This is a genomic window from Asticcacaulis sp. P2_B1 (assembly GCF_056404915.1).
The window spans coordinates 418,767-445,371 of sequence record NZ_JBFUDD010000002.1 but is presented as its reverse complement, the minus strand read 5'-3'; the positions used below and the strand labels follow the sequence as shown (position 1 = coordinate 445,371).

Sequence of the window (26,605 nt, the reverse complement as noted above, 5' to 3'; positions counted from 1 at the left end):
CAATAACTTGCAAGAAGCGCCCTGCGAGAGAGATTTTTGCTTCGCGTCTAAGCGGAAAGGGGGGCGCATAAAGCTCGGTCCTGGCCCAACAGCAGGTCGTGCCGGATGGCCTGTCATAGCTAAACATGCGGTGCTATTTGACCAGTTAATTGGATAGAAATGGATGAACTTTTACGCATGGCCGGGCCGATTTCCGGATCACGCTTCGAAATTCCGCCGATCCGGGCGATCAACCAAGCCGGTTTTGCGTCCGTCAGATATATCTCAGCACTGTCCAAGCCGCTTGAATCGGCAAAACCCGCCCGATATACCCCCAAAACACGGGCCTAAAGCCTCCCATTGCGCGCTGCCCTCCACCCAACCCCTCCCAAAAACATCTTGCCGACCGCTCTTATCCGGCGTAAACGGCCCTTGTCGCGAAAAGCGACCGCTTTCCTTGAGCCGCTCAGTGGCGGAGTAAACAGGTGGACGAATTTGCGTCCAGGCGGTCAAGCACACCCCTTCCATGCGTCAAACAATGACCATGGATCGGCCAGCGCCTTCACCACATTGACCGCCTGACGCCTGTCGGGCTTTCCGCAAGCTTTTCAGCGTGCCTTGTCGCGTTGTGGGCTTTGCGTCTCCCCGGAGCATGCCTGCCATGAGCAGATCCCTTGTCGTTATCTTCACCGCCATTGTCCTCGATGCCGTCGGCATCGGGCTTATCTTTCCCATCCTGCCCGCCCTGTTGCGCGACGTCGTCCACAGCGAAAATGTCGCGCCCTATATCGGCGTCATGACCGCGCTTTATGCCGTCATGCAATTTATCTTCGCGCCCGTATTGGGCGCCTTGAGCGACCGCATCGGCCGGCGGCCGGTGCTGCTGATCTCGCTGGCCGGCGCCGCCGTCAACTACCTCTTCCTGGCGTGCGCGCCCAATCTCGGGCTCCTCCTGTTGGGGCGCGCCATAGCCGGCCTGACCAGCGCCAATACCTCCGTGGCGGCCGCCTATATCACCGACGTCTCGGCGCCTGACCAGCGCGCCCACCGCTTCGGGCTGATGAACGCCATGTTCGGCATCGGCTTCATTATCGGCCCGGTGCTCGGCGGCGCCCTGGGCGATCATGGCGTGCGTTTGCCGTTTATCGCCGCGGCCGCGCTCAATGGCTGCAACCTCTTGCTGGCCCTGTTCATGTTGCCGGAGTCGCGGACGCCCACGCGCGCACCGATCGACCTGCGGGTGCTCAATCCGCTGCGGCCGCTGCGCTGGGTGTTTGCCATGAAGGGGTTGCTGCCGTTCGTTGCGCTGTTCTTCGTGTTCAGCGCCACCGGCGAGGCCTATGGCACGTGCTGGGCATTATGGGGGCACGACGCCTTTCAGTGGAACGGGCTGTGGATCGGTTTGTCGCTGGGGGCGTTCGGAGTGTGCCAGACCTTGTCGCAGGCGTTTCTGCCTGGGCCGGCGGTCAAGCTTCTGGGTGAGCGCGGTGCCGTGTTGACGGGGGTGGCCGGGGCGTGTGTCGCCCTGACTGTTATGGCCTTCGCGACGCAAGGGTGGATGGTGTTCGTGATCATGCCGGTGTTCGCCCTGGGCGGGATCGGTGTGCCGGCCTTGCAGTCGCTGGCCAGCCGTCAGGTCGGTGAGGACCAGCAGGGCCAGTTCCAGGGCGTGCTGGCTTCGGCCGTCAGTTTGGCGTCGATCGTGGCGCCGTTGGGTTTTTCGAGCGTCTATTTCGCCGTCCGGACCCAGTGGCCCGGCGCCATCTGGCTGTCGGTCGTTGGCGTCTACGTGATCGCCGGACTGTTGGTGATGGGATTGCGGATTAAGGCGCCCGCGGCAAAGGTATTAAAATACCGCAAGTAATGGGCCGTCTATCCATTCGGAGCGTCGGTTTCCGGCTATCAGACCGAATCTACTCCGAATGCCGCCCATGCCTCGCCGTAACCCTTGTCCTATAAAGGATTGCGCATGGTCCGAGATTCGGAGCGTGGGCGGGAAATGGCGCGTTTGTGCGTGTGATTTGGAGCGGGTGAAGGGAATCGAACCCCGTGCGTTTCAACGCACCAACGCAAAATGAAGAGGGTTCGCGCACTGGCCGTGGGGACTGGGGCGGGTGAAGGGAATCGAACCCCGTGCGTTTCAACGCACCAACGCAAAATGAAGAGGGTTCGCGCACTGGCCGTGGGGGCTGGAGCGGGTGAAGGGAATCGAACCCTCGTTGTCAGCTTGGGAAGCTGCTGCTCTACCATTGAGCTACACCCGCATCTGGCAAGGCCATGCACCTGCCTAGTGCCACAACACCGGGCGCATCGTCAAATAGCTTTCGCAAAAAAGCTGCCTCAGGCCGGCATGGGATAGATGCCGTGGAGGACGGTGTCGAAGTGGTCTTCGATGGCGGCATTGCACGAGCATGACATGGCCTTCAGGGCCGGCAGGTTGCGGATCACCAGGTAGCCGCGGCGGGTTTCGATCACCCCGTCCCTGCGCATGCCGCCCAGGACGCGGCTGACGAAGGTGCGGCCGACGCCCAGCATGTCGGCCAGCTGGTCCTGGGTCATGCGCAGTTCGCTTTCACCGGTGCGCGCCAAGCCCGCCAGGATGTATTTCGCCACGCGCTGCTGGATGGTGTGCAGGGCATTGCACGCCGAGGTCTGGAACACCTGGGCCAGCAGGCAATCCGAATAGCGCGACAACCAGTGGCGCAGGGTGAGCGAATCGAGCTTGGCCTGTTCCAGCGCCGTCGTCTTGATACGCAGGAAAAGCCCCGGAATGCGCACCACCACGGTCGAATAGGACGGGATATGGCCGTTCGAGACGATACCGCCGACGGCGCCTTCGCGGCCGACAAAGCCGACATCCACGGCGTGGCCTTCGGGGCCTGAAATACAAAACGCGGCCAGGGCGTCGGCGCATGGGAACTAGGTGTCGACGACGTCCTGACCGGCGTGGCAAAGGACGCCGTGGGCGTCCATGTCGACCGCCAGCATATGCGGTTGCAGGCGCGTGCGGTCGGCCTCGCTGAGCACCGACAGAAGAGCGTTCTGCGCCATTTGCGCCTTTGTCGGTGCCGTCATTGTCGCAACCCTCAATTCAGTTCGCCAAGTAAAACGAGCTTGTGTGCACAAGTGAACAGACGCGCCGGCCGAGGAATGTTATCGCTGCCGGCCGCTGCGTGAGTTCTCACGCCGTGTGTAAGGGTTCGGGCGGTAAAACGGCAATGCGCCACCGCCCGGATTTCGTAAGCTGCGCATCAGGCGGCAAACAGAGTAAAGGGTACCGATGCCGGCGGAAAATAGCGAGACAACGGGCGAAGGCGGCCTGCGGGTTCTGATTGTCGATGATAATACGGCCAATGCGCAAACCACCGGCTGGATGGTGGAATTGTTCAACCACGACTACCGCCTCGCGTTCAATGCAGCGGAAGCCATGGCTGCGGTCGCGGACTTTCACCCGGACGTCGCCCTGCTGGACATCGGTATGCCTGACATGAACGGCTTCGATCTGTGCAGTAAGCTGCAAACCCTGGCCGGCTGTGAAAACTGTGTCTTTGTCGCCCAGACGGGTTGGGATAGCGAAGCCTATCGCGAGCGCGCCAACGAGGCGGGATTTAGCCACTACCTGCTCAAACCGTTCAGCCTGGACCAGCTGGAAAGCGTCTTGCGCCCGGGTGACCGGGACTGACGGGGCGAATCTCTGCTATAGCGTTCTAATGCCAAAGGCGGATGATCGAGGACGGAACGCATGCAAGGTCGGGTAGCTGTTGTAACCGGAGCCGGCAGCGGTATCGGACGGGCGGTATCGCTGGCGCTCGGCGCCCAGGGCTACCGCGTCGTCCTGGCTGGGCGCAAGGAAGCCGCCCTGAGCGAGACGGCAGCGATGATGAACCTGAATGATGACGCGACGCTTGTGGTGGCGACCGACGTCACCCGCCCGGCCGAGGTCGATCGCCTTTTCCAAGAGGCGACAACCAGGTTCGGCCGCGTCGATTTGCTGTTCAACAATGCCGGCGCCAATGTCCCGGGCGTGGCGCTGGAAGACCTGACCGTGGAGGCCTGGCATGCGGTCGTCGGCGTCAATCTGAACGGCGCTTTCCTGTGTTTGCAGGCGGCGTTTCGCGTCATGAAAAACCAGGCCCCGCAAGGCGGGCGGATCATCAATAACGGCTCGATTTCGGCCCATAGCCCGCGGCCGGATTCGATCGCCTATACGGCCAGCAAACACGCCGTCACCGGCCTGACCAAGTCGGCCGCGCTGGATGGCCGCAAGTACAATATCGCCTGCGGCCAGATCGATATCGGCAATGCCGCCACCGACATGGCGTCGCGCATGACGTCGGGCGTCAAACAGGCGGACGGCTCGATCAGGGCCGAACCGGTGATGGACGTCGCCAGGATCGGCGACGCCGTCGTCTTCATGGATTCCCTACCGCTAGACGCCAATGTGCCGTTCATGACGGTCATGGCGACAACCATGCCCTATATCGGCCGCGGTTAGGATCAGGTCACCGAACCGGGCAGGTCCCAGACTTCGCGCGGGGTGCCCGACAGGCTGCGGTCGCCGCCGTCATACAGGTCCAGCACGACGACCTCGTTGGTTCCGGCTTTCAGCCAATCGCCCGGCACGAACATCGCCTGTTGCGGGCCGGCGGACCAGTAACGGCCGATATTGTGGCCGTTGACCCAGACATAGCCCTTGCCCCAACCGCGCATGTCGAGGAAGGTGAAGCCCGTCTCGGTGAGGTCGAAGGTGCCGCGGTGGAAGGCCGGGCCGGCGGCCGGCGCCGCGTCGAAGCGCAAGGCGGAAATGTCGTCGAGCGGCAGGCCGTAATGGGCCCAGCCCTCGACCGGTTGACCGGCCAGGGTCGCGTCGCCGATCAGTCCTTTCTGGTCCTTGCCGATGTTCACGCCGTAATTGCAGTGGCCCATGGTGTCGACCAGAACATCGAGGGTCGCACCCGCCGGCAGGTCGATCGCCGCGGCCTTTTCGGCGAAACGACGGTCGAGCACGGCCTGCGTACGGCCTGAGCTGCGCACCAGGGCGAAGTCGCGGACATCGCCGAAAGCGAGGCTGCCCTTGAGCGCGCCTTTCGCCGTGTGGCGATAGAGCATCATGCCGTGCATTTGGCCGAGCGTTTCCAGGCTCTGCGGCGCCCTGGACGTGACCGGCTTGGCCAGCAATTGATCGAGCGCGGCGGTTTCGCTCAGGTGGAAGCGCGGCACGGTGATGGAGGCCTCGGGCGCCGGCATGGGCGCGAAGGTCTGGGCCGGCAGGTATTTGCGGAACAGGTCGAGGACGGCCTGGTATTTCGGCGTCGGCCGGCCGGCTTCGTCGAGCAGGGCGTCGTAATCGTAACTGGCGATATCCGGCTGATAGCCGTCCTTGTTCCAGTTGGCGCCCGGCGTAAAGCCCCACGACGTGCCGCCGTGCAGCATGTAGAAGCTGATGGAGTATTTGTGCTCCAGCATCCATTGCAGGCTGGCCAGCAGAGGCGCGGCCGGCATGGTCTCATGCAGCTTGCCATAGGCGTCGAACCAGCCGCCCCACAGTTCGGAACAGAAATAGGGGCCTTCCGGACGTACCTGGGCGCGGGTGGCGAATTCCTTTTCGGCCTTGTAATTGGTGCCGAAATTGATGCCGCCGACGACGCCCGGCACCGATCCCTTGGCGAAGAATTCAGCCGGATCGGCGGTGTAGAGAAGGCCGCTGAAACCGGCAGTGCGCAAGGCGGCCTGCTGGGCGGCGAGATAGGCCTGGTCGCTGCCATAGGCGCCGTATTCGTTTTCGATCTGGGTCAGGATGATCGGGCCGCCATTGTCGATGAGCAGCGGCGTCAGTTCCTGGCCAAGGCGCTTCAGCCAGCCCTTGACCGGTTCCATATAGCGGGGATCGGTCGAGCGGGCGGTGATGTCGGGCGTCGGGAACAGCCAGGCCGGCAAGCCGCCACCGTCCCATTCGCCGCAGATATAGGGACCGGGGCGCAGATTGACCCAGAGACCCTCTTCTTGCGCCAGGCGGATATAGGCGGCGACATCGAGATTGCCGGAGAAGTCGTAATGACCGGGCTGGGTTTCGTGGGCGTTCCAGAAGATATAGGTCGTCAGCGTGTTGAGGCCCAGCGCCTTGAGCTTGCGCAGGCGGTCGCGCCATGACGCACGCGGGATGCGCGGATAATGCATCTCACCGGCCAGGATCTGAAACGGCTGGCCGTCGAGCGTGAATTGATCGCCGGCGACGCCGAAGCGCGGCGCGGCGGCCATGGCCGGTGAAACCAGGCCGGAAAGTCCCGTGGCGGCGGCCAGGCCCGCGGCCTGCAGCAACATCGTTCGCCGGGTGGTCATGTGTTCATCCCCTGTGTGGACTATGGATTATGATCTGGCTTTGGCACGGTTTTTCGTCGTATCCAGGCACTTTAGTATGATTATATATTGCCTTTTAGCCTGTCCCCGGGTCAAGAACTGCCTCTTCGTGGCGCCGTGCCCGTAAGGACGCAAAGCTCATACTGCCTTTTCGTCGAAAAATTGCCGAATTTCGTCCCGATTTGCCTGTCCGGTAAAGGACGGCAAGATCGAGGCGAGCCCAGTGGGCTGAATTTATATGACATTTAAAAAGCCCGTCTGCAATATTAAATGCGATTTAATATGTCAAAATTATCGTGGGCTGTTTTTCAGGCCGGCGGCGAGGCGGTGGTGAGCCTGTGTCGCGAAGCATAGAGCCAGAGAGCGCCGGCCATGCCGGCCAGGGCCAGGACGGTCATCAGGCCGTAGCCGCGCTCGCCGAAAGCCTCGAAGACGAAGCCGGAGGCGAGGGTGCCGACGCCGATCAGGGCGCCGCCGGCATAGGCGGAGTTGATGGTTTGCCCCAGGCCTTCGAAACCGGGCGGGACCAGGAGGTGCACCAGCTCCAGACCGGCGACATAGACCGCGGCGAAGCTCAATCCGTGCAGCAATTGCAGCGGCCACAGCAGGTCGAGCGGCGGGGAGGTCATCATGACGGCCCAGCGCAGGACACCGGCCGCTGCGCCGATCAGCAGCAGGTTCCACGGCCCCAGCCGGCGCCGCAAGGCTGCGCCCAGGCTGAGGAAGATAAATTCGCCGGCGACTCCGGTCGCCCACAGAAGCCCGCAGATGTTGGACGAAAAGCCGCGCTTTTCCCAGATGATGGTCGAAAAGGCGTAATAATAGCTGTGGGCCGCCTGAAGGCAGCCGATGGCAATCAACAGGACGATATAGCCCTTGCCGCGCAAAAGGGTGGCCAGCCTTTGGAAACCGGGTAAGGCCGGGGCCGATTGCCCGAGTTTGAGGTCGAGCCGGACGTGGCCAGGCAGCAGGAAGCGGGCGCCGGCGAAAACTAGCAGGGCGGTCAGGATCATCCATTGCAGGGCGGCGTCGGTCCCGAGGCTCTGCAGGAGGTAGCCCAGGCAGACATTGGCGAAGACGAAAGAGGCCGAGCCGGCGGCGCGCGCCAGGCCGAAGGCGAAACCCTCGATGCGCGACAATTGCAGGGTCATGGCATCGAGCAGCGGGGTGATGTTGGTAATGCCGGTATAGCCGATGCCGTAGAGCAGCATGAAGGCGGCAAACCGGTAGTCGGTCCAGCCGCCGGCTATGGTCATGGCGGCGTAGGCCAGGGTGGAGGCCAGGGCCAGCAGGGCGATGGGCGTGCGATATTTGTGGAACCGGTCGGCCCAGATGCCGCTGATCGGGCCGGTGATGGCGCGCCCCAGCAAGGGCACGGCCAGTATCCAGGCGATCTGGCTGCCGCTCATGCCGTGTTCGCGCAGCCAAAGCGGCATGAAGGGCAGGGTGGCGCCGGTGCCGGCGCACAGCAGGGCGTAGAACATGGCCTGGCGGGGGAGGGTCTTCGCAGGCAGCGGCTTCGCAGGGAGGGGAGGGGCGCTTGGCTGGCCTTGGGCGGATCGTTGCATCAGGTTCAACCAAAACTCCGGCAACCCGGCCCGTCCGTATGTTGGGTCATAATACCAGCCGCCAAAACGCCGCGAGATGTCGATCTCGCGAAGTTCATTTAAAAAATCGCATTATATCCTTGATGTCAATGCCGTTAACGCATGTGAACCTAAGCTATTCGGGTTTTTAAGCCTGAGGGGCTCAAAATTAGTGTGAATTATTGCGGCCGCCGGGCGTGCGGGTGGCTCACCAAAAAACCAGGTAGAGGGCGATGAGGATGGTGATGACGCCAAGCGCCATGACATTGAAGGAACGCCCCGTCCGGAAGTCGATACTGCCGAGGTCGATGGTCTGGGCCGGGGCGGATTCGGTCGTCACGCACGACACGCCGACACAGGCGGCGAACGCGATCCAGAACACCCAGCCGACGCGATTGAGGAAGGGCAGGTCCGGGACGTGGGCAACCAGCCACGGCGATTGCCATCCCAAGAGGTCGTGGTGGGTATGCAGATAGGAGACGGCGTAGAAGAAGCACGACGACACCAGGCCGATAATGACCGCGGCGAACGCGCCCTGGGTCGTGCACCGTTTCCACACCATGCCGAGGACGAAAATGACGACGATGCCGGGCGCGAAAAAGCCGGTGAGGTTCTGGCCGAACTGGAAGACCTGGTCGAAATCACCGAGCAGGGGCTTGGCGAGGACCGCGGCAATGACGACGGCGGCAACGGCGGCGGCGCGTCCGATCCCCACCAGGATGCGGTCGGGAATTTTCGGCCACACCGGCTTGACCAGGTCCATGGTGAAGATGGTGGCGACGGAATTGATCTTCGAAGCCGACGAGGCGACGATCGCCGCGACCAGAGAGGCGAAGACCAGGCCCAAAAAGCCCTGCGGCAGGAGGGTCATCATGGTTGGGTAGGCTCGGTCCGAGCTGGCTATGTCTGGCGCCAGCACCAGGGCGGCCATGCCGGGCAGGACGACGATGACGGGGACCAGCAGCTTGAGATAGGCGGCAAAGGCGACACCCGTCTGGGCTTCGCTCAGCGATTTGGCGGCCAGGGCGCGCTGAATGATGTACTGGTTGAAACCCCAATAGGAGGCGTTCATGATCCACATGCCGCCGATCAGCACGGCTATGCCGGGGAGGTCCTTGTAGTAGGGGCTCGATTTCGGCAGGATCATGTGAAAATGGTCCGGGAAACGCGTCATCAGGACGTGCATGCCGCTGATGATGCCGCCGCCAGGAGAGGCCTGGCCGCCGATCTTGGCCAGGGTCAGGGCGACGATGACGAGGCCGCCTGCCGTCAGCAGCGATACCTGGACGGCATCGGTCAGGGCGACGGCCTTGAGCCCGCCGGAGATCTGATAGACCAGGGCAAAGGTCGCCAGCATGGCCAGGGCGATAACGGGATCGAGGCCGGTAACGGTGGTGATGGCCGTGCCGCCCAGCCACAGGATGGCGGTCAGGTTGATCAGGACATATTGCGCCAGCCAGAAGACGGCCATGATATATCGGACGCTGGGGCCATAGCGCTGGGCCAGGAAGCCCGGCATGGTCAGGACGCCGTTGCGGAAAAAGATCGGCAGGACGAATTTTCCGACCAGCAACAGGGTCGCCGCCGCCATCCATTCATAGGACGCCACGGCCAGGCCGATGCGGAAGCCGGAGCCGGACATGCCGATAATCTGTTCGGCCGAGATATTGGCCGCAATCAGCGATGTTCCGATAGCCCACCACGGCAGCTGATTGCCGGCGAAGAAATACTCATGGGTGCTGGTTGCATGGCCGCTTCTCTTTCGCGAGACATATTGGGCAAGCGCGAAAATGACGACGGCATACGTCACCGTGACCGACATGTCCAATATAGACAAATGATTAGCGCTAATTGGCACGCGATCTTCCTGTTCCCTGGACCTACGTAAATGACCGCCTATCGCGCTGTCATCAAAATTCGTGAAATTGGAGGGAATGCAGCGAAGATTTGCCGCCGCCGCGGGGTGCCGGCAGGACAAAAAAAGGCCCGTGCCGCGAGACGAAGCAGGCGGGACACGGGCCGTTAGAGTTTAAGGGAGGCAAATCACTATCGAATGGAGGGAAAGATCATTCGATAGCCGGAAACCGTCCCAGGCAATCCAGAAGATATGGCCTGGGACGATCACTAACGAAGGCTGTTGGCGGTTAGAAATTCGCCTTCAGCGTCAAGCTGTAGCGACGATCGTTCAGCTGCCACAGCAGGCCGCCCGAAGGTCTTTCGACATAGGTGTGATACATCGAGTTGGACAGGTTCACGGCGTCGAACGACAGGGTCAGGATCGGATCGATCTGATAGCTCACCGAGGCATCCAGCGAAGAGTACGGGGCCGCATATTGATTGGCGCCGAATACGCCGCTGCCGTTCAACTGATCAAGATATTCCGAGCGCCAGTTATAGGCCAGCCGCGCCTGGACCGGACCCTTTTCGTAAAGCCCGATGAGGTTATAGCTGTCTTTCGACAGTTTCGGCAGGGGTATGAAGACGCCGGGTGTCTTCTCCACCTTGGAATCGACGTGCGTGTAGTTGGCTTGCAAGCCCAGGCCGCTCCACAGGCCGGGCAGGAAGTCGAAGAACTGGGTGTAACCCGCTTCGAAACCCTTGATCGTGCCTTCGCCGAGATTGATGCTGGTGCTGATGTCGTAATCGACACCGCCGAAATTCATCACCTCGACGCCGCTCGCCTGATAGCCGTTGACGTCTTTTTTGAAGACGCCGAGGAAGGCGATGTTCGAAGACCCCCAATAATATTCCGCGGTCAGATCGTAGGACGTCGCGGTCATCGGCTTCAGGAACGGATTGCCCGAACTGCCGGTCGGCCGGCCATTGGCGTCCCACTGCGACGGGATATTCGGATTCAGCTGCACGTGCGCCGCCATGTCCGAGAAATTCGGCCGCGTCAGGGTCTTGCCGAAGGCCGCGCGGATTTGCAGCCCTTCGGTGAGGTGCAGGCGGGCGTTCAGGCTCGGCAGGACATTGGTATAGTCGTTGTCGATGCTGACGTCGTGCGATCCGGTGCTGTCCTGGACGAAGCCGATGGATTTCAGGCTGGTCTTGACGGCGCGGACCCCGATATTGCCGTCCAGGTCATAACCGAAGATCTTGGTCTGGAAGTCGCTGGACAGATAGAGGGCCTGGGTCGTCTCCTGCTGTTCGTTGATATCCGAAGGCCCGAACGTCGTCTTGAAGGTATAGCTGTTGGGCTTGCCGGCAAACAGTTCGGCATAGGTCTTGACCGTGCGATTGAAGACGCTGGAGTTCGGATCGGCATATTCCGGGAAAACACCGATGGCAAAGCCAACGCCGTCGGTCATAAAGTTGCTGGCGGGGCCGGCATAGGCGAGGCCCGGATGCTCGGAAACGGGGATCAGCGGGCAGGCGCCCCAGCTCGGGTTGGTGCCGGTGTCGTTACAGAGGCCGGTATTGTCCCAGTTGCCGCGCAACAGCACCTTGGTGTCGGTAACGCGAACGCCGGCGTGCAACCGGTTAAAGAAGTGGCCGTCGTTTTCGTAGTCGAAATCCTGGGTGAGGGCCGTCATCTTCAACTCGTCACGGTCGACGGCGTTGGCGATCCACTCATAGTACCAGTTGGCCGGGTTGCCGAAATAGCCGTACGGATCGGACGGATGCGCCGGGTCGACGATCGAGAATTTCGGGAACTTGCCCGTCACATCGAAAGCGATATTGAGGTTGGGTATGTTGGCGACGCTGCGGTCTTCATTGTCGTAGAGCTTGACGGAGTCGCCGTTGCGGTCGGAGTCATAGGTCGCGGACTCGTAGGCGAGATCGGTTTTTGACTTGAGCTTTTCCGATACCTGCCACTTGAAGTTCAAGGTGGTCAGGTTGGTGTTGTTCCTGACGTCCTGGTCGAAGCGCGACGTCGAAAAGATCTGCGGTGACAGGACGCCGCTGGTGGCATTGCCATCCGGTCCCCATGTAAAGGTGGAACCGGTCGCCGCCATGGGATCGTGGTTCTTGTCGTCGCCGTAGAGATATTCGCCGCGGCGAATGAATTGATACTCAGAATGGATATTCTGCGCCGTGAACAACATGTTCTCGTTGGGCGCCCACTGGTAGGCCAGGGCCAGCCCCTTACGGGTGCGCTCTCCGGAATCCTGATAGATCTCGAAGGACGTTGGTACATATAGCGTCGTCAAGCTGCCCTTGTCGGGGAAGCTGGCGAAGGCCGTGGGGTTCGACGCGGCTGTAATGACGTGCTGCTGCTGTTGCAGGACGGCGTCCTGACGATAATAGGTTCGGCCGACTGAGGCGTTGACCAGGAAGCCCATGCGTCCGGCGCCGGTATCGAATTGGCGGCTGAACAGGGCCGATACCGAAGGCGAAGTCTTGCGCGCGCGGTCGTAATAATTGCCCTTGACGGTGATGCTGTTGATCGGCGTCTTGGAATCGAACGGCAGGCGGGTGCGGATATCGACGACACCGCCGACGCCGCCTTCGATGAGGTTCGAAGCGGCATTCTTGTAGACGTCGACACCGGCCATCAGTTCCGACGGCAGACCTTCCAGGTCAGGCGCGCGGCCGCCGTTGGCGGTGAAAAAGTCGCGTCCGTCGATCAGGTTGCGAACCTGGGTCATGCCGCGGATCGTGATCGCCGGTTCGGTTCTGTGATCGTAGTCCGTGCCGCCTTCGCCGTAGCGCCGTTGAATCTGCACGCCGGTGATGCGTTGCAGTGATTCGACGGTGTTGACGTCCGGCAGCTTGCCGATGTCCGTCGCCTGGATGGAATCGACGATCTGATTGGCGTTTCTCTTCAGGTTGCGCGCCGACCGGAGCGAGGCGCGAACGCCCGTGACGACAACGACCGTCTCTTTCGAGTCGTCAGTCGAGGCTTGCGGGGGCGCGGCTTGTGTGGCCGAGGCCGCCGGAGCGGCATCCTGTGCGTAAGATATCATCGGCAAGGCGAAGGCAAGTGCCCCCACCGTCGCCAATAAAGTGGATTTGTAGGCATTACCTTTGGACACTTGAATCCTCCTAGTGTTCTTATATGGCGAACCGTAAAAGCCCATATTTCAGATGACGCCCCGTTTGCGCCTCCACGATGAGCAGAGTTCCCCTCTGCCATTAAATCGCATTATATCTTTTTTCAACGAGAAAATTGTATGATTTATTATTTGCCATCTGTTTTGCAATTTTGTTGCGCAATTGACACGATATCTATTCAGAAGCCCTAATATTAGGATGGTGTCCATGTTTGCGGCTCGGGAACCTGGCGAATGCGGCGATAATGAGAGATGTAGGGGCCTTGAAATGAAAAATATAATCATACATTATATTTTGATAACAATATTAAATCCTCCGGAGGAGACATAGCTTGGCCTTGCATGACAGGTGGATCGGACGCGTTATTATCGTCGGCGGGGGCACCGCCGGCTGGATGACGGCGGCGGCGCTGTCCCAGGTTCTGGGGGCCAATGTAGCGCTGACACTGGTCGAGTCGGATGCGATCGGCACGATCGGTGTTGGCGAAGCGACGATTCCGCCCATCCGCACCTTTCACGACCTGGCCGGCGTCGACGAGTCCGAATTTATCCGCGAGTGCTTCGCGACTTTCAAACTCGGTATCGAATTTCGCAACTGGTCGAAGCCGGATACGTCCTATTTTCATCCCTTCGGCTATTACGGCACGCAAAAGGATCTCGGCTATTTCCTGCAATACTGGCTGAGGCTGGCCGAGCTCGGCAAGGTCGCGGACCTCAGCGAATTTTCCCTGAGCACCCTGGCGGCGCGGAAAAACGCCTTTGCCCGTCAGTCGCCGGACGCCAATCACCCGCTCCACCATTTTGCCTCGGCCTATCATTTCGACGCCTCGCTCTATGCCCGGTACCTGAGGTCCCTGAGCGTCGGCAGGGGCGTCACCCATAAGCTGGGCGACATCGTCGACGCCGACAAGGATCCGGAAAGCGGCTTCGTCACCGCCCTATGCCTCAAATCGGGCGAGAAGATCGAGGGCGACCTGTTCATCGACTGTTCGGGCATCCGTGGCGCCCTGATCGACAAGGCGATGGGCGCGCCCTACGAAGATTGGTCCAAATGGTTGCCGATGAACCGGGCCATGGCGGTGCCGTGCGAACGCAGGCTACCCTTGACTCCCTATACGTCGTCAACGGCGCTCCCCTTCGGTTGGCAGTGGCGCATCCCGCTTCAACACCGCGTCGGCAACGGTATCGTCTATGCCAGCGACTTCGTATCGGACGACACGGTGGCGGAGGCGCTGACCACCCATATCGAGGGCCCGGCCCTGGCCGCTATCAACCGGATAAGGTTCACCACCGGACGGCGGAAAACGCCGTGGCAAAAGAACGTGGTCGCTATCGGACTTTCCAGCGGCTTTTTGGAACCGCTTGAGTCGACCAGCATCCACCTCATCCAGTCGAGCATACTGAGGCTGGTCAAGCATTTCCCCGACAGAACCTTTTCCGCCGTCAATATCGACGCCTATAACCGGGCGGCGGCGGCGGAGATCGAGACCATCCGCGACTTTCTTATCCTGCACTATCATGCGACCGAACGTAACGATTCGGACCTGTGGAACTACACCCGGACCATGCCGATTCCCGAAAGCCTGGCGCATCGCATCGCCTTGTTCCGCGAACGCGGTCAGCTGAACCTGGCCGAGGAGGAGCTGTTCCAGTCGACATCGTGGCTGTCCGTCCTGCTGGGGCAGGGGATACGGCCGCGCAGCTATATGCCGACCATGGCCTATCAGGACGACGATGTCCTCGCCGATGCCTATGCCCGCCTCGAACGGCACCTGAAAAGCACTGCGGAGCGTTTGCCGGATCATCTGGAATTTTTACGCGCCAGCGGGCTTATGAACGAATCCCTGCTCGCCGCAGTTACATGATATAAGGCCGGACAATGCCCTTCCAAAAACATCGTATGGCGCCGACGCCGAAGTGCCGTCGAGCGTGGCTCATGGCCGGCGCACTTACGTTGACGGCCGCGGGCACAGGCTGGGGCGCTCATGCCCAGGACTGCGCCACCGCCAATCCTGCGACCGCCGTGGCCGACGTCACCCTGTCGCCGCAATGGGACAAACCGGGGCAGGCTTTCGAAGGCTGGGGAACGGCGCTGGCCTGGTTCGCCCATGTCACCGGACAATTACCGCCGCCCATCCGCACCCAGGTGGCCGATCTCCTCTATGGTCAGGACGGTTTGCAACTGAACATAGCCCGTTACAATATTGGCGGCGGTAATCCGCCGGACACGGCGCCCTATCTGCGGCCGGGCGGCGACGTGCCGGGTTTCTGGCGCGTGACGGGAGATGCCGCAGGGTGGGATCCGGCCAATGCCGCGGCGTGGGATTGGTCGGCCGATGCCGGCCAGCGCTGGTGGCTCGACGCCATCCGCGACCGCGTACCGGAGAAGGACCGCATTTTCGAGGCCTTCTCGAACTCGCCGCCTTATTTCATGACGGTCAGCGGCCGCGTCTCCGGCCACACGGACGGCCTGCAGGACAATCTGCGTCCAGGCGAGGAGGGCCGGTTCGCCGCCTATCTCGTCCGGGTGACCGGAGAGCTGGAGCGGCGGCATCATATCGTTTTTCGCACCCTGTCGCCGGTCAATGAGCCCGGCACGCCCTACTGGTTTGCCGCCAACAGCCAGGAAGGCGCCCATTGGTCGCCCGCACGCCAGGCACAGATCATCAAGGCGTTGCACACGGAATTGCAGGCCCGCGGCCTGAAGACGCAAATCGCCGGCGTCGACGAAACCAATCCCCAGACCTTCATGCTCGACTGGGCGGGCCTCGACGATGGGGCGAAGGCGGCGATCGAGCAGATCAATGTCCATAGTTACGACACGACCGGCAAGGCGGCCGCGCGCGATCTGGCTCGCGCCACCGGCAAGCGGTTGTGGATGTCCGAGGTCGATCTGTCACCGCCCAATGTGCCCCAGGACTATGACGACATGCGGCCGGCCATCGCGCTCGGCGAACAGATCGTCAGTGACATCAACCGGATGCAGCCTGTCGCCTGGGTATTGTGGCAAGCGGTCGAAAACGAAGCGAAGGATCCCGCTTCCGGTTCGAACTGGGGCCTGATCAAGATGGATTTCGCCAATCGCGTTTCGCCCGACATCCATGTGACGGCGAAATATTGGGCCATGGGCCAATTCAGCAAATTTATCCGGCCGGGTGACCGCTTCATTCCCGTCGACGACGATGACACTGTGGTTGCCGTCCGTCCCGGCGCATCCGGCTTCACCGCCGTCCACGTCAATCCTGGCCTGTTGCCGCAACGGCTCAAGATCAGCCTGCCGCTGGAGAGCGTGAAGCGATCCTACACGGTGTCGCTGGTCGTCTCGGATAGCAAGCGCCACCTGGACAAGAGCTGTCCCGCCGAACAGAGCGATGACGGCACGGTCGTGGTTCCGCCGATGTCGGTGACGACCGTCAGGTTCGATCGCTGAACTTGCAGCTGCCTGACCTACTTGTATTATGTATTGGATAGAGGCTAGACTGTTCCGAGGCCGGGATCGAAACATGGACGAAAAAGACATTTCCGCAGCAACTGAGCTGTCCGCGGACTACACCTATGAGGACAGCAATACGCCGGGGCGCCTTCACGGATCCCTGGCCCATCGTCTGGCCGTCGATATCCTGCGCGGTGTCTATCAGCCCGGCGACATCCTGCCCTTTCAGCTCGATTCCAGCGAGGCCCTGAATATTTCGCGCACCCCTTACCGGGAAGCGCTGAAAATCCTGGCGGCGAAAGGCTTTGTCGAAAGCCGCCCCAAGCGCGGCACCCAGGTCTGCGACCGTACGCGCTGGAATCTGCTCGATCCCGAAGTGATGGGCTGGATGTTCGAGACCACGCCGACCGCCGGCTTTATCGACGGTCTTTTCGAGCTGCGCCTGATCAACGAACCCGCTGCCGCCGAACTCGCGGCCGAGCGCCGGACCGATCAGGAGGTCGCGCGTATGAAGGAGGCGCTCGACGTCATGGGGCGCGAAACTCTGGCCACCGAGACCGGGCGCCTGGCCGATCTCGACTTCCACAAGACCCTCCTGCTGGCGACGCGCAACGAGGTCCTGGTGTCGCTGAACAGCTCGATCGCCGCGGCGATTGCCTGGTCGACACGCCTTAAATCGACCGACCCGAAGGACGCCCGCGACAGTTGGCCGGATCATGCCCGCGTCTATGAAGCGATCGAGGCGCGCAATCCCCGCGCCGCGCGCTGGGCGATGGAATGCCTTGTGCGTTTTGCGCTCGAGGATACGCGCCGGTCCCAGCGCCGCCGTTCGCAGCCCGACGAGACGTCGCCTTCCCAGTAAGCCAGACTATGTTATGGCAACGGCGATCCTTTGGCTCGTCGCCGTCAGCCGAGGAAAGGGTTGGCGCGCGTTCGGAGTAGCTGTCGCCTTTTTCAGGGAAAACCGGCACTCCGAATAGAGTTCAGGCAATTCACTATAGGTATTATAATGCCACATTGCAAAGTGGTGTTGCGCGTGTCCGGTCGCCGGTCACAGTCAGCTTCATTCCCATTCGGAGTGCTGGTTTTCTGCAAGAAAGGCCACAACTACTCCGAAGGCTCGCCAGTAGCTATTTCTGTACCTCGTCGATGCTGCCGTCAGCGCCGTAGACAAGCGGCGCGAAGGTGATCGAGCGCTTGTAATCGCCGCCGCCCGGAAGCAGCTTGTCGTGATAGAACAGCCACGACTTGCCGCGGTAATCGACAATGGCCTGGTGGTTGGTGCTGATGTCGAGATAGTCGAGGATCTTGCCGCGATAGGTGTAGGGTCCCATCGGGTTGGTCGCCGTGGCATAGACGATCTGCCCTGGCCAACCCGTCGAGAAGCTGAAATAAAACAGGCCATTGTGCTTACTGAGAAACGGCGCCTCGCCGTACTTGACCTTGGCGTCGTCGGCCGGGAAGCCGTCGATCTCGATGTCCTGGATCGGCCCGTCGGTCTCGATCATATTGGCCTTCAGCTTGACGATCTTGGGCACGCGGGTGCCGAAGGCGAGATAGGCCTGGCCGTCGTCATCGATAAGAACGGCCGGATCGATCGGCTCGGCGCCGGCATTGGCGTCGCGCGCCTTGTCGACCAGGGCGTCGCTGCGCGCATCGATGAACGGACCCGCCGGCTTGCGGCTGACGGCGACGCCGATGCGGTCGCCGCCCACCGGAGCGTAGAAATAATAGCGGCCGTTGCGGTGGGCGGCCTCGGGCGCCCAGGCCTTGGCGTCGGGCCGCGCCCATTTGAACACCGTGACCGACAGGAAGGAGCCCTTATCCTCCCAATGTGTCATGTCCTTCGACGTAAACAGCCGCCAGTCGGTCGAGTCCCAGTACTTACCGGAATTGTCCTGATCATTGGTGGCGTAGAGATAGATTTGGCCCTTGAAGACGTGCGGCGAGGGGTCGGCGTTGAAGCGCGTCGAGATCGGCTCGGCCGCCTGGGCGGGCAGGGCCAGCAGGGTGGCGGCCATCAGAGACGGGAACAGGCGAAGAGTCATGGCTGGGCTTTCTGGGCAGTGGGATGACTGAGGCCGAGCGCATAGGCCATGACCTGATAGATATAGCTGGATTCGAAGGTGCCGCTCAGCAGCCAGGCGCGCGGGCCGGTGGCATAGACCGGGACATCCTCGCCGGCATGCTGGGCGCTGTCCATATAGGCCAGGGCCGGCTGACGGTAATCGGGACTCAGGACCTGGTCCTCGGTCAGGGGGGCTGAGGTCGTGCCGTCCTTTTGGCCGCCGGGACCGGTGGCATAGGACAGGGTGGTGCGCGGCCGGCCATTGCCGTCGGGCATGATGTCACCGTGGTTGCGCACCAGGCCCATGATCGGTTCCTCGCGCGTCGATCCGGCGGATATGACCAGGCCGTGGCTGTGGTCCGCCGTGACGATGATCAGGGTGTCGTCGGGATCGGTCATGGCCATGGCCTTTTGCACTGCCTTCGACAGTTCGTCGACATCGGTCAGGGCGCGATGGGCGTTGTTGTGGTGATGCCATTTATCGATCGAGGCCGATTCGACCATTAGGAAATAGCCCTTGGGGTTCTTGGCCAGCACGCCGATCGCGGCCGCCGTCATCTCGTCCAGGGCCGGTACGTCAGCATGTTCTGCCGTGTCGACCGGTGACGGCAGGTCGCCCTGGGCGAACAGGCCGAGCACCCGGTCGGTCGTGTTGACATCCAACGCTTTCAGGCCGGCTAAGTCGCTCAACACGGCCGTCCGGCCGCCCTGGGCCAGCCACTCTTGCGTCAGGTCGCGCCCGTCGCCGCGACGGCCGTCGCCCGTGCCGCGGGGCAGGAAATCCTCGCGATCTCCGCCCAGGGCGACATCCATGCGCACGGAAGCTGGGGCTTCGATCAGTTGCCGCGCCAGGTCGATACAACCGGCCTGGACCGCCTCCGGCGGCAGATCGACATCGGCGCGCCAACCGCGAAACGGCACGTGACCATAGGCGCCGGCCGGCGTCGCATCGGTCACGCCCGCCGTGGTGACGATGCCGGCGGACAGGCCGCTGAGCTTGGCCCGTTCGGCCAGGGTCTGGACGCGGGTCCTCAGGGCGCTGGGGCAATCCTTGGCGATGACGTGGTCATCGACGCCGATGGCGGCATTGATCGTCTTGACGCCCGTCATGATCGCCGAAATGCCGTTGGCGGAATCGGTGACCAGCTTGTCGGCGGAATAGGTTTTGGAAAAGCCGGTATAGTGGAAGGTCTCGAACGACAGCTGGTAGCTGGCGCCATCCAGGCCGCGTTTCTGGCCGGCGAAGATGCGTCCCGCCGTCACCGAATTGATGCCCATGCCGTCGCCGATAAACAGGATGACGTTCTTGGCTTTTTTGACATTGGGCGTGCGCGCCAGGGCGGCGTCGAGCGCGGCCTCGCCCTTGACCAATTGAGGATTGGGCTGATCGGCCCCGGCGGGAACGGTGGCCGCCAGCCATAGTGCAAGGCCAAGATAAACGGTTCTCATGAGGTTACTGCCCTTCCACAGGGGCGACGGCGCCATAGTGTTTCTTCGCGCCGTCGAGATCGATTTCGATACGGTCGATCATGACACCGGGATCGAGCGCGTAGAGTTTCAGTTCGTGCGTGCCCGCCGGCAGCAGGGTGAGCGGGATCGTCTGGACTGCCGTATTGGTCAGGACATTCTGCCGCCAGGCGTCGCTGCGGCCCAGAGTCTGGAAGTCGACGACCTGGAGGGGGCCGCCGTCGAGTTGGATAGCGACCTTGACGCCGTTCGCCGGCGTCAGGGCATGTGTCGGTAGGGCCATCAGCTTGAGCTGGCCGCCGACCGCCGTCACCGTGGAGAAGCGATAAGTGACCGGTGTTGCGCCGGTGATGTCCGTGCGGCTGGGCAGGTCGAGGCGGGCGCGCAGGCTGGCCTTCAGGCTACCAAGGCCGTCGATGGTCTGCCAATCCGGGCTGGGGCTGCCGGCCGTCGCCGCCAGGGCGACGATACGGTCACTTTCGGTCGCCATGCCCGCCGGCGCGGCATCGAGGATCTTGGTGTAGACGGGCAAGGTCGCGCCGCCGCAGGTAATGGCGAGATCCCCCGCTGCGGCCGTGCCGTCATAACGGATGGTTAGCCTTTGCTCATAGGCATCGGCGGCATCCAATGTCCCCGCTGCGGCGGACAGGGTGAAGGCGCCGACGGTTTGCGTCGCCGTCCAGGCTTGAGGCTTGGCCTGATAGCCGAACAGGGTGACGCTCTTGGTCTGCGGCACCCCGCGGACGAACGGCAGGGTGTTGTGGTCGTTGAACCACTGGCCGCTCAGGGCGGTGTCGCAGCCGGTCTTGGTCGATTCCGACCAATGCGGCCATAAGGGTTCGTCGAAGACGGGCAACCGGCGCGGCGCCATATCCATCATATAACGCCACTTGCCGTTTTGCAGGTCGTTATAATGGGCGGTGTCGGCGACGATGGCGGCATGCGCGGCGCGCGCCTGGTCGACATAGAGGTTGGCGCCGGCCCGGCCCTGTTCGGCATAGAGATTGGCGAGGTCGAGCTTGAGGATACGCTCATTGAGGTTGGCGCTGGCGCGCACTGGATAGAGGACCAGCTCGAAAAAGGCGTCCTGGCGATCGGCTGGAATCTGGGCCGCGACGGCCTCGGCGCGGCGCACCAGGTTGGCATAGGCTTGGATGCGGGTCTGCGCTTCTTCGCCGTCGGACTGAACATAGGCGCTCGGCCGGTTCTGCGTCACCCATTCGGTCTGGCCGAAGCCCATGAATTCCGGTTTGCGTTCGAAAGCCAGGTCGTAATAGGCCATCATGATGTCGGCGATCTCGCTGGACTGGGCCGGGCCGAACTGTTCACTCATGAAATCGCGCAGGTGGTCGCGCGGGGTTTGCGCGAACGTCTTGGCGTCGAAGGCGAGGTCGAGGAAATATTGGGTGAGATATTCGATCGGCTTGATGTCACCGACATTGACGATCCAGATCTTGCGTGCCTGCTCGTCATAGGCCCGGCCCATCTCCTCGTGGATCAAGTCGGGATGGGTGGTGCCGAGCCACAGATAGTCGTGCGGCCGGCCCCAATAGGACAGGTGGTAATAGACCCCCGAACCGCCTGATCGTTTCTGTTCCTCGGGCGTGCCGAAGCGGCGGATATAGCCGTAATTGTCGTCGGCCCACATCAGGGTGACGTCGTCGGGCAGTTTCAGCCCGGCGTCATAGGCCTCCTGGAGCTCGTGATAGGCGACATAGACTTGCGGGATGGTCTCCGCCGGGCGGCCATAGGCCTGGCTCAACAGGTTGCGTTGCAAGCCGACGACGTTTTGCAGAATGGCCTTGCGCTCATCCATGGTGTTGGCGCCCTGCATCGGGCCGTCGTGGATACCGCGCAGGCCGACCGTATAGATGTTCTCGTACGGCTTGCTTTCCCTGGCGCGGGCCAGCCAGTAGTCGGCTATGCCCTTACTGTTGGTCGTGAAATTGAACGGACCGCGCTTGGCCTCGTCCCATTCGCGCAGATTGTTGCGCATCATCGGCTCGGCATGCGACGTGCCGACGACGATGCCGTAGTCGTCGGCCAGCGGCGGATTACCCTTATCGCCGTAAAACGGCGTCGATACCGAGTGCATGGCGGGCCACAGGGTATTGGCTTTCAATCGCCACATCAGTTCATAGACCTTGGCATAGGTCTTCGGGCCGATATTGCCGGTTTTCGGGTCGAGCGTCTTGGCGGCCCACGGTTCCAGGCCCCAGTCCTCGTCATTGAGGAAGATGCCGCGATACTGCACCGACGGCGTGTCCGACAGGACGGTGCCGCTGTCGAGGGTCAGCTTGTCGACCTGGCGTGGCGTGACGTCGGCCCACCAGGTCCACGGCGACACGCCCAACTGGCGCGACAGATCAACAACGCCGTAGACCGCGCCACGGCGGTCCGAGCCGGCGATCAGGACATAGGTGCGCGCTTTCGCCGTGACGACGACGCGTTCATAACGTTCCCATTGGCCTTTCAGGACGGCGAGATCGACGCCGCCCTCATTTGCGATACGCGCCACCAGCGGGGAATCGTAACGGCCGACGACGATACAAACCGCCGTGCAATCCTTGAGCTGCGCCGAGACCGTCGCCTTGCGGCCGCTCAGGGCTTCCAGGTCGTGGCCCAGCATGGTCGCGGCCAGGGTCATGGTCTTGCCCGAACGCGCCGTATCGTAGACCACGGTCGGCAGTTTATCGCCGGCATAGAGGGTGACCTCGGCGGCGCCGGCCGACGTCGCCAGCAAACTCGTGGCGATAGATGCAGCAGCTATTCCGGACAGGGTTTTTGCCAAGGGCGCGATCCTCTTCACATCTGCACGCCGGCCTTCTCATGACGCCTGGCGGACGGTCATTATGGTCGTAAAACAAATATTGCACAATTGGAATGTGAGGAATATTTGTTCCACAAGAAGCTGTACGGCGCGAATTTTAAGCTTGGGGACGGCTGCACCATGCCCGCGGCCTGCCGGTTCGGCAACTGCGAAAACCGAAGTGTCCGATCATATGTGGAAAACTGTCGCCGCTCCGGCAAAATGACGTTGCCAGACGGGGAAAAAGCGGCATCTGTAATGATCAGAGACGCTATACCGGCACAAATATTTTACATGAGCGTTGACCTGGAATAAAAATTTCATTTATAACAAAATAAAGATCGTTCGTCATGCGCGGACGGCAGCCCTGAGGAGGGACCTATGCCCAATAATCGCCGCCAATTTCTCATGGGTGCTGCCGGATCAGGGCTTCTGGCCGCCGCTGCGCCGATCCTGACCGGGTGCTCGGGCGCCAAGCCGGCTTCGCAGGACATCGTCGTCAGTTTCAGCGACCTGTCGCAGCCCTTTTTCGTCGCCATGCGCCGCGACCTCGAAGACGAGGCCAAAAAGCTGGGCGTCAAGGTGCAGGTCCTCGACGGCCAGAACAATTCCTCCAAACAGGTCGCCGATCTCGAAGCCGCCGGCATCCAGGGCATAGGCGCGGTGATCATCGCGCCGACTGACTCCCGCGCCCTGGCCTCGGCGACCGACGCCCTGGCCGATGAAGGCGTGGTCGTCGTTTCGGTTGACCGCCATATTGAAGGCGCCAAACACGAGGTGCCGCATTTCGGCGCCGATAATGTCGCCGGCGGGCGCGCCATGGCCGACTGGGTCGTCAAGACCTATCCCAAGGGCGCCAAGGTCGTCGTCATCACCAACGATCCGGGCAGTTCCAGCTCGATCGAGCGCGTCAAGGGCGTGCACGACGGCCTGACGGCCGGCGGCGCAGCGTACCAGATCGTTGCCGAACAGACGGGCAATTCCAAGCGCGACCAGGCCCTGACCGTGACGCAGAACGTCCTGACCTCAATGGGCGGGGCGCATCCGGATGTCATCCTGTGCCTCAATGACGACATGGCCATGGGGGCGCTCGAAGCGGTCCGCAGCGCCGGTTTCACCCCGCAACAGATCCAGGTCCTCGGTTTCGACGCCATTCCCGAGGCGCTGAAACGCATCCGCAGCGGCGAAATGGCGGCGACGGTCGAACAAAACCCAGGTCAGCAGGTGCGCACGGCCCTGCGCGAAGTCGTGGCTAAACTGCAAAAGAACACGCCGATCACCTCGCAAAGCCTGACGCCCGTCCTGATCACCAAGGATAATCTCAACGCCGCCTCGCGCATTTCCGAAGCCGGATAGCGAGAAGGGAAGTATGGCCATGGCGCTGCTGGAGGTGACAGAACTGACCAAGCGCTTTCCCGGCGTCCTGGCGCTGGACGGCGTAAAGCTTGCTGTTATGGCCGGCGAAGTCCATGCCTTGTTGGGTGAAAACGGCGCCGGCAAATCGACCTTGCTGAAAATCCTGTCGGGGGCGCAAGGCCCCGATTCCGGCACAATCCGCTTCGATGGCAGTGAGCTCGACGACCGCGACACGCCGGTCCGGCGCCAGGGCCTGGGCATTGTCACCATCTATCAGGAATTCAACCTGCTGCCGGCCATGTCCGTGGCGGAGAACATGTATCTCGGCCGCGAGCCCCTGCGGTTGGGCCTGATCGACTGGGCCCGGATGCGCGCCGACGCCCGCAAGGTGTTAAGCGAACTGGGCCTCGACCTCGACCCCCGCGTCGAGGTCAGCCGCCTGACCGTGGCCGAACAGCAGATGGTCGAAATCGCTCGCGCCATGACCTTGCAGGCCAAACTGATCATCATGGACGAGCCGACGGCCGCCCTCAGCGAGCGCGAAGTCGTCAAGCTGCACGACATCGTGCGCGGCCTGAAGGCGCGCGGCATCAGCGTCGTCTATGTCACCCACCGCCTCAAAGAAGTGAAAGCCGTCTGCGATCGCTTCACCGTCCTGCGTGACGGCCGCTTCGTCGCGACCGGCGATGTTGCTGGGGTCGAGGTTCCGGACATGGTCCGCCTCATGGTCGGGCGCGACGTCGAGTTCCTGCAACGGACCCGCACGGCGCCCTCGCACGAAGTGGCGCTCAGGGTCGCGGGCGTCAGCCGCAAACGTGGCGCCAACGAGGCCCGCGGCACCAGCCTCAACGGCATTGCCTTCGAGGTCAAGCGCGGTGAGATCGTCGGTCTGGCCGGGCTGGTCGGGGCGGGCCGCACGGACCTGGCCCGGCTGATCTTCGGCGCCGACCGGATGGATGCCGGCACGCTGTGGCTCGATGGCGCCCAGTTGAAACCTCTGACCTCGCCGTGCGATGCGCTCTCCGCCGGGATCGCCCTGGTCCCGGAAGACCGCAAGCAGCAGGGCTGTTTTCTCAACCATTCCATCCGCCACAACATGACCTTGCCCAGCCTCAAGCGCCTCAGCCGCCTGGGGGTCTTTGTCGACGAGAAGGCCGAGGCCGCGATGGTCGAATCCTATCGCCAGCGGCTCGGTATCCGCATGGTCTCGGACAAGGTCGCCATCGGCACCCTGTCCGGTGGCAACCAGCAAAAGGTCCTGCTGGCGCGCTGCATGGCCCTGGCGCCCAAGGTCCTGATCGTCGACGAGCCGACGCGCGGCATCGATGTCGGCGCCAAGGCCGAGGTCCATCAGGTCCTGTTCGATCTCGCCGCCACCGGCGTCGCCGTCATCGTCATCTCATCCGAACTGCCCGAAGTCATGGCGGTCAGCGACCGTATCGTCGTCTTCCGCGAAGGCTGTATCACCGGTACGCTCGATAATGACGGGGTCAGCGAGGAAACCCTGATGAGCCTGATGGCGACCGATACGGCCGGCTGCGCCGCCTGAACCCTAAGAAAGTGCCACCCGTCATGACGAGCCAACCCGCCCCGCAAGCCTTCGACACTATCGGCTTCCTGCGCAAATACGGCACCAGCATCTTCCTGTTGCTGTTGATCGCCTTTTTCACGATGCAGAATGCGCGCTTTTTGTCGCTGCGCAACGCCAGCAACATCCTGACCGAGGTCTCGATTTACGGCGTGGTCGCGGTCGGCATGACCTTCGTCATCCTGACGGGCGGGGTCGATCTGGCCGTGGGGTCGCTGTTGGCTTTCGCTTCGATCGCGGCGGCCTGGGTAGTGCAGCATGTCGGTTTCGGACCGCAATGGCTGCTGGCGATCGCCATCGCCGCCCTGATCGGCGCGGCGGCGGGCTATATCCACGGCAAGTCCGTCACCCTGTTCAATGTCCCGGCCTTCATCGCCACCCTGGGCGGAATGACGGTGTGGCGCGGCGCTACCCTGATGCTGAACGACGGCGGGCCCATTGCGGGCTTCGATGACGGCTACCGCTGGTGGGGCACCGGGTCTGTCGCCGGCGTGCCGGTGCCGGTCATCGTCTTCGCCCTGGTGGCGCTGATCGGCCATATCGTGCTGCGCTATACCCGCTATGGCCGCCAGGTCTATGCTGTCGGCGGCAATGCCGAGGCCGCCCGCCTGAGCGGGGTCGACGTCAAGGCCATCTTGATCAGCGTCTATGTCATTGTCGGCCTGCTGGCCGGCCTGTCGGGCTTCCTGCTGTCAGCACGGCTGGGTTCGGCGGAAGCCGTCGCCGGCATCAGCTACGAGCTGCGCGTCATCGCCTCGGTCGTCATCGGCGGCGCCTCCCTGTCGGGCGGTTCCGGCAGCATCCGCGGCACCCTGATCGGGGCGCTGCTGATCGGCGTCCTGTCCAACGGTCTCGTCGTCATGCACGTCTCGTCCTACTTCCAGCAGGTGGTGATCGGGATCATCATCGTTATGGCCGTTGCCTTCGATTCCTACGCCAAATCCCATCGCGGTAAGGTCTAGATC

18 protein-coding genes and 1 tRNA gene are annotated in these 26,605 nt (G+C 62.3%); 9 read left to right on the top strand and 10 right to left on the bottom strand.

Annotated features, from left to right (window positions below; genetic code table 11):
- Positions 1 to 640 precede the first annotated feature (640 nt).
- Positions 641 to 1,843 (top strand): TCR/Tet family MFS transporter, encoded by a 1,203-nt coding sequence (locus AC1DX3_RS06350; RefSeq protein WP_476988406.1) that lies wholly within the window; start codon positions 641 to 643, stop codon positions 1,841 to 1,843.
- A 326-nt stretch (positions 1,844 to 2,169) separates the two neighbouring features.
- Here AC1DX3_RS06350 and AC1DX3_RS06345 read toward each other — a convergent pair.
- The 3 genes from AC1DX3_RS06345 to AC1DX3_RS06335 form a co-directional block, all read right to left on the bottom strand.
- A tRNA-Gly gene (locus AC1DX3_RS06345) sits at positions 2,170 to 2,243 on the bottom strand.
- Positions 2,244 to 2,319: 76 nt separating this feature from the next.
- A complete protein-coding gene (locus tag AC1DX3_RS06340; RefSeq protein WP_476988405.1) occupies positions 2,320 to 2,841 on the bottom strand; it encodes a Crp/Fnr family transcriptional regulator in 522 nt (173 codons plus the stop codon).
- 57 nt (positions 2,842 to 2,898) lie between these two features.
- Positions 2,899 to 3,054: a hypothetical protein gene (locus tag AC1DX3_RS06335; protein WP_476988404.1), complete on the bottom strand. Its 156-nt coding sequence runs from the start codon at positions 3,052 to 3,054 to the stop codon at positions 2,899 to 2,901.
- Positions 3,055 to 3,259: 205 nt separating this feature from the next.
- Here AC1DX3_RS06335 and AC1DX3_RS06330 point away from each other — a divergent pair, with 205 nt between their 5' ends.
- On the top strand, positions 3,260 to 3,661 hold the full coding sequence (locus AC1DX3_RS06330; protein WP_476988403.1) for a response regulator: 402 nt from the start codon (positions 3,260 to 3,262) through the stop codon (positions 3,659 to 3,661).
- Positions 3,662 to 3,721: 60 nt separating this feature from the next.
- On the top strand, positions 3,722 to 4,474 hold the full coding sequence (locus AC1DX3_RS06325) for an SDR family oxidoreductase (RefSeq protein ID WP_476988402.1): 753 nt from the start codon (positions 3,722 to 3,724) through the stop codon (positions 4,472 to 4,474).
- Positions 4,475 to 4,476: 2 nt separating this feature from the next.
- Here the strand turns inward: AC1DX3_RS06325 and AC1DX3_RS06320 are convergent, their stop codons facing one another.
- The 4 genes from AC1DX3_RS06320 to AC1DX3_RS06305 all read right to left on the bottom strand — a co-directional run bounded on the left by AC1DX3_RS06320 (position 4,477) and on the right by AC1DX3_RS06305 (position 12,901).
- Complete coding sequence (locus AC1DX3_RS06320) at positions 4,477 to 6,318, bottom strand: beta-galactosidase (RefSeq protein ID WP_476988401.1); 1,842 nt, start codon at positions 6,316 to 6,318, stop codon at positions 4,477 to 4,479.
- Positions 6,319 to 6,644: 326 nt separating this feature from the next.
- Positions 6,645 to 7,904 carry an MFS transporter gene (locus tag AC1DX3_RS06315; RefSeq protein WP_476988400.1) on the bottom strand — a complete coding sequence of 420 codons (1,260 nt, stop codon included), beginning with the start codon at positions 7,902 to 7,904 and terminating at the stop codon, positions 6,645 to 6,647.
- Between the two features lie 226 nt (positions 7,905 to 8,130).
- Positions 8,131 to 9,759, bottom strand: a complete 1,629-nt coding sequence (locus tag AC1DX3_RS06310; protein ID WP_476988399.1) for a sodium:solute symporter family transporter — start codon at positions 9,757 to 9,759, stop codon at positions 8,131 to 8,133.
- Between the two features lie 307 nt (positions 9,760 to 10,066).
- The gene (locus AC1DX3_RS06305) at positions 10,067 to 12,901 is read right to left on the bottom strand and encodes a TonB-dependent receptor (protein WP_476988398.1); all 2,835 of its coding nucleotides are present in this window, start codon (positions 12,899 to 12,901) and stop codon (positions 10,067 to 10,069) included.
- 350 nt (positions 12,902 to 13,251) lie between these two features.
- Here AC1DX3_RS06305 and AC1DX3_RS06300 point away from each other — a divergent pair, with 350 nt between their 5' ends.
- From AC1DX3_RS06300 to AC1DX3_RS06290, 3 genes are all read left to right on the top strand, one after another.
- Positions 13,252 to 14,784: a tryptophan halogenase family protein gene (locus AC1DX3_RS06300; RefSeq protein ID WP_476988397.1), complete on the top strand. Its 1,533-nt coding sequence runs from the start codon at positions 13,252 to 13,254 to the stop codon at positions 14,782 to 14,784.
- 71 nt (positions 14,785 to 14,855) lie between these two features.
- Complete coding sequence (locus AC1DX3_RS06295; RefSeq protein ID WP_476988396.1) at positions 14,856 to 16,349, top strand: glycoside hydrolase; 1,494 nt, start codon at positions 14,856 to 14,858, stop codon at positions 16,347 to 16,349.
- Between the two features lie 73 nt (positions 16,350 to 16,422).
- Positions 16,423 to 17,214, top strand: a complete 792-nt coding sequence (locus tag AC1DX3_RS06290; protein WP_476988395.1) for a FadR/GntR family transcriptional regulator — start codon at positions 16,423 to 16,425, stop codon at positions 17,212 to 17,214.
- Positions 17,215 to 17,482: 268 nt separating this feature from the next.
- On the opposite strand, the gene AC1DX3_RS06285 is transcribed toward AC1DX3_RS06290, so the two are convergent.
- The 3 genes from AC1DX3_RS06285 to AC1DX3_RS06275 are packed head-to-tail and all read right to left on the bottom strand — an operon-like array spanning position 17,483 to position 22,678.
- Entirely contained in the window at positions 17,483 to 18,400 is a 918-nt protein-coding gene (locus tag AC1DX3_RS06285; RefSeq protein WP_476988394.1) for a family 43 glycosylhydrolase, read from the bottom strand.
- The gene (locus AC1DX3_RS06280; RefSeq protein WP_476988393.1) at positions 18,397 to 19,869 is read right to left on the bottom strand and encodes an alkaline phosphatase; all 1,473 of its coding nucleotides are present in this window, start codon (positions 19,867 to 19,869) and stop codon (positions 18,397 to 18,399) included. The genes AC1DX3_RS06285 and AC1DX3_RS06280 overlap by 4 nt, the downstream gene beginning before the upstream one ends.
- Before the next feature lie 4 nt (positions 19,870 to 19,873).
- Positions 19,874 to 22,678 (bottom strand): glycosyl hydrolase 115 family protein, encoded by a 2,805-nt coding sequence (locus AC1DX3_RS06275; protein ID WP_476988392.1) that lies wholly within the window; start codon positions 22,676 to 22,678, stop codon positions 19,874 to 19,876.
- A gap of 399 nt (positions 22,679 to 23,077) precedes the next feature.
- Between AC1DX3_RS06275 and AC1DX3_RS06270 the strand changes: the two genes are divergently transcribed.
- The 3 genes from AC1DX3_RS06270 to AC1DX3_RS06260 are packed head-to-tail and all read left to right on the top strand — an operon-like array spanning position 23,078 to position 26,602.
- Positions 23,078 to 24,052, top strand: coding sequence for a substrate-binding domain-containing protein (locus tag AC1DX3_RS06270; RefSeq protein ID WP_476988391.1), 975 nt, complete (start codon positions 23,078 to 23,080; stop codon positions 24,050 to 24,052).
- 13 nt (positions 24,053 to 24,065) lie between these two features.
- Positions 24,066 to 25,601: a sugar ABC transporter ATP-binding protein gene (locus AC1DX3_RS06265; RefSeq protein WP_476988390.1), complete on the top strand. Its 1,536-nt coding sequence runs from the start codon at positions 24,066 to 24,068 to the stop codon at positions 25,599 to 25,601.
- A 23-nt stretch (positions 25,602 to 25,624) separates the two neighbouring features.
- Positions 25,625 to 26,602 (top strand): ABC transporter permease, encoded by a 978-nt coding sequence (locus tag AC1DX3_RS06260; protein WP_476988389.1) that lies wholly within the window; start codon positions 25,625 to 25,627, stop codon positions 26,600 to 26,602.
- Positions 26,603 to 26,605: the final 3 nt, after the last annotated feature.

Coding starts and splice junctions, on each gene's coding strand:
- AC1DX3_RS06315 (WP_476988400.1), bottom strand. CDS start 7,904: ATGCAACGATCCGCCCAAGGCCAGCCAAGCGCCCCTCCCCTCCCTGCG.
- AC1DX3_RS06285 (WP_476988394.1), bottom strand. CDS start 18,400: ATGACTCTTCGCCTGTTCCCGTCTCTGATGGCCGCCACCCTGCTGGCC.
- AC1DX3_RS06265 (WP_476988390.1), top strand. CDS start 24,066: ATGGCCATGGCGCTGCTGGAGGTGACAGAACTGACCAAGCGCTTTCCC.
- AC1DX3_RS06280 (WP_476988393.1), bottom strand. CDS start 19,869: ATGAGAACCGTTTATCTTGGCCTTGCACTATGGCTGGCGGCCACCGTT.
- AC1DX3_RS06290 (WP_476988395.1), top strand. CDS start 16,423: ATGGACGAAAAAGACATTTCCGCAGCAACTGAGCTGTCCGCGGACTAC.
- AC1DX3_RS06335 (WP_476988404.1), bottom strand. CDS start 3,054: ATGACGGCACCGACAAAGGCGCAAATGGCGCAGAACGCTCTTCTGTCG.
- AC1DX3_RS06325 (WP_476988402.1), top strand. CDS start 3,722: ATGCAAGGTCGGGTAGCTGTTGTAACCGGAGCCGGCAGCGGTATCGGA.
- AC1DX3_RS06260 (WP_476988389.1), top strand. CDS start 25,625: ATGACGAGCCAACCCGCCCCGCAAGCCTTCGACACTATCGGCTTCCTG.
- AC1DX3_RS06330 (WP_476988403.1), top strand. CDS start 3,260: ATGCCGGCGGAAAATAGCGAGACAACGGGCGAAGGCGGCCTGCGGGTT.
- AC1DX3_RS06350 (WP_476988406.1), top strand. CDS start 641: ATGAGCAGATCCCTTGTCGTTATCTTCACCGCCATTGTCCTCGATGCC.
- AC1DX3_RS06270 (WP_476988391.1), top strand. CDS start 23,078: ATGCCCAATAATCGCCGCCAATTTCTCATGGGTGCTGCCGGATCAGGG.
- AC1DX3_RS06320 (WP_476988401.1), bottom strand. CDS start 6,318: ATGACCACCCGGCGAACGATGTTGCTGCAGGCCGCGGGCCTGGCCGCC.
- AC1DX3_RS06295 (WP_476988396.1), top strand. CDS start 14,856: ATGGCCGGCGCACTTACGTTGACGGCCGCGGGCACAGGCTGGGGCGCT.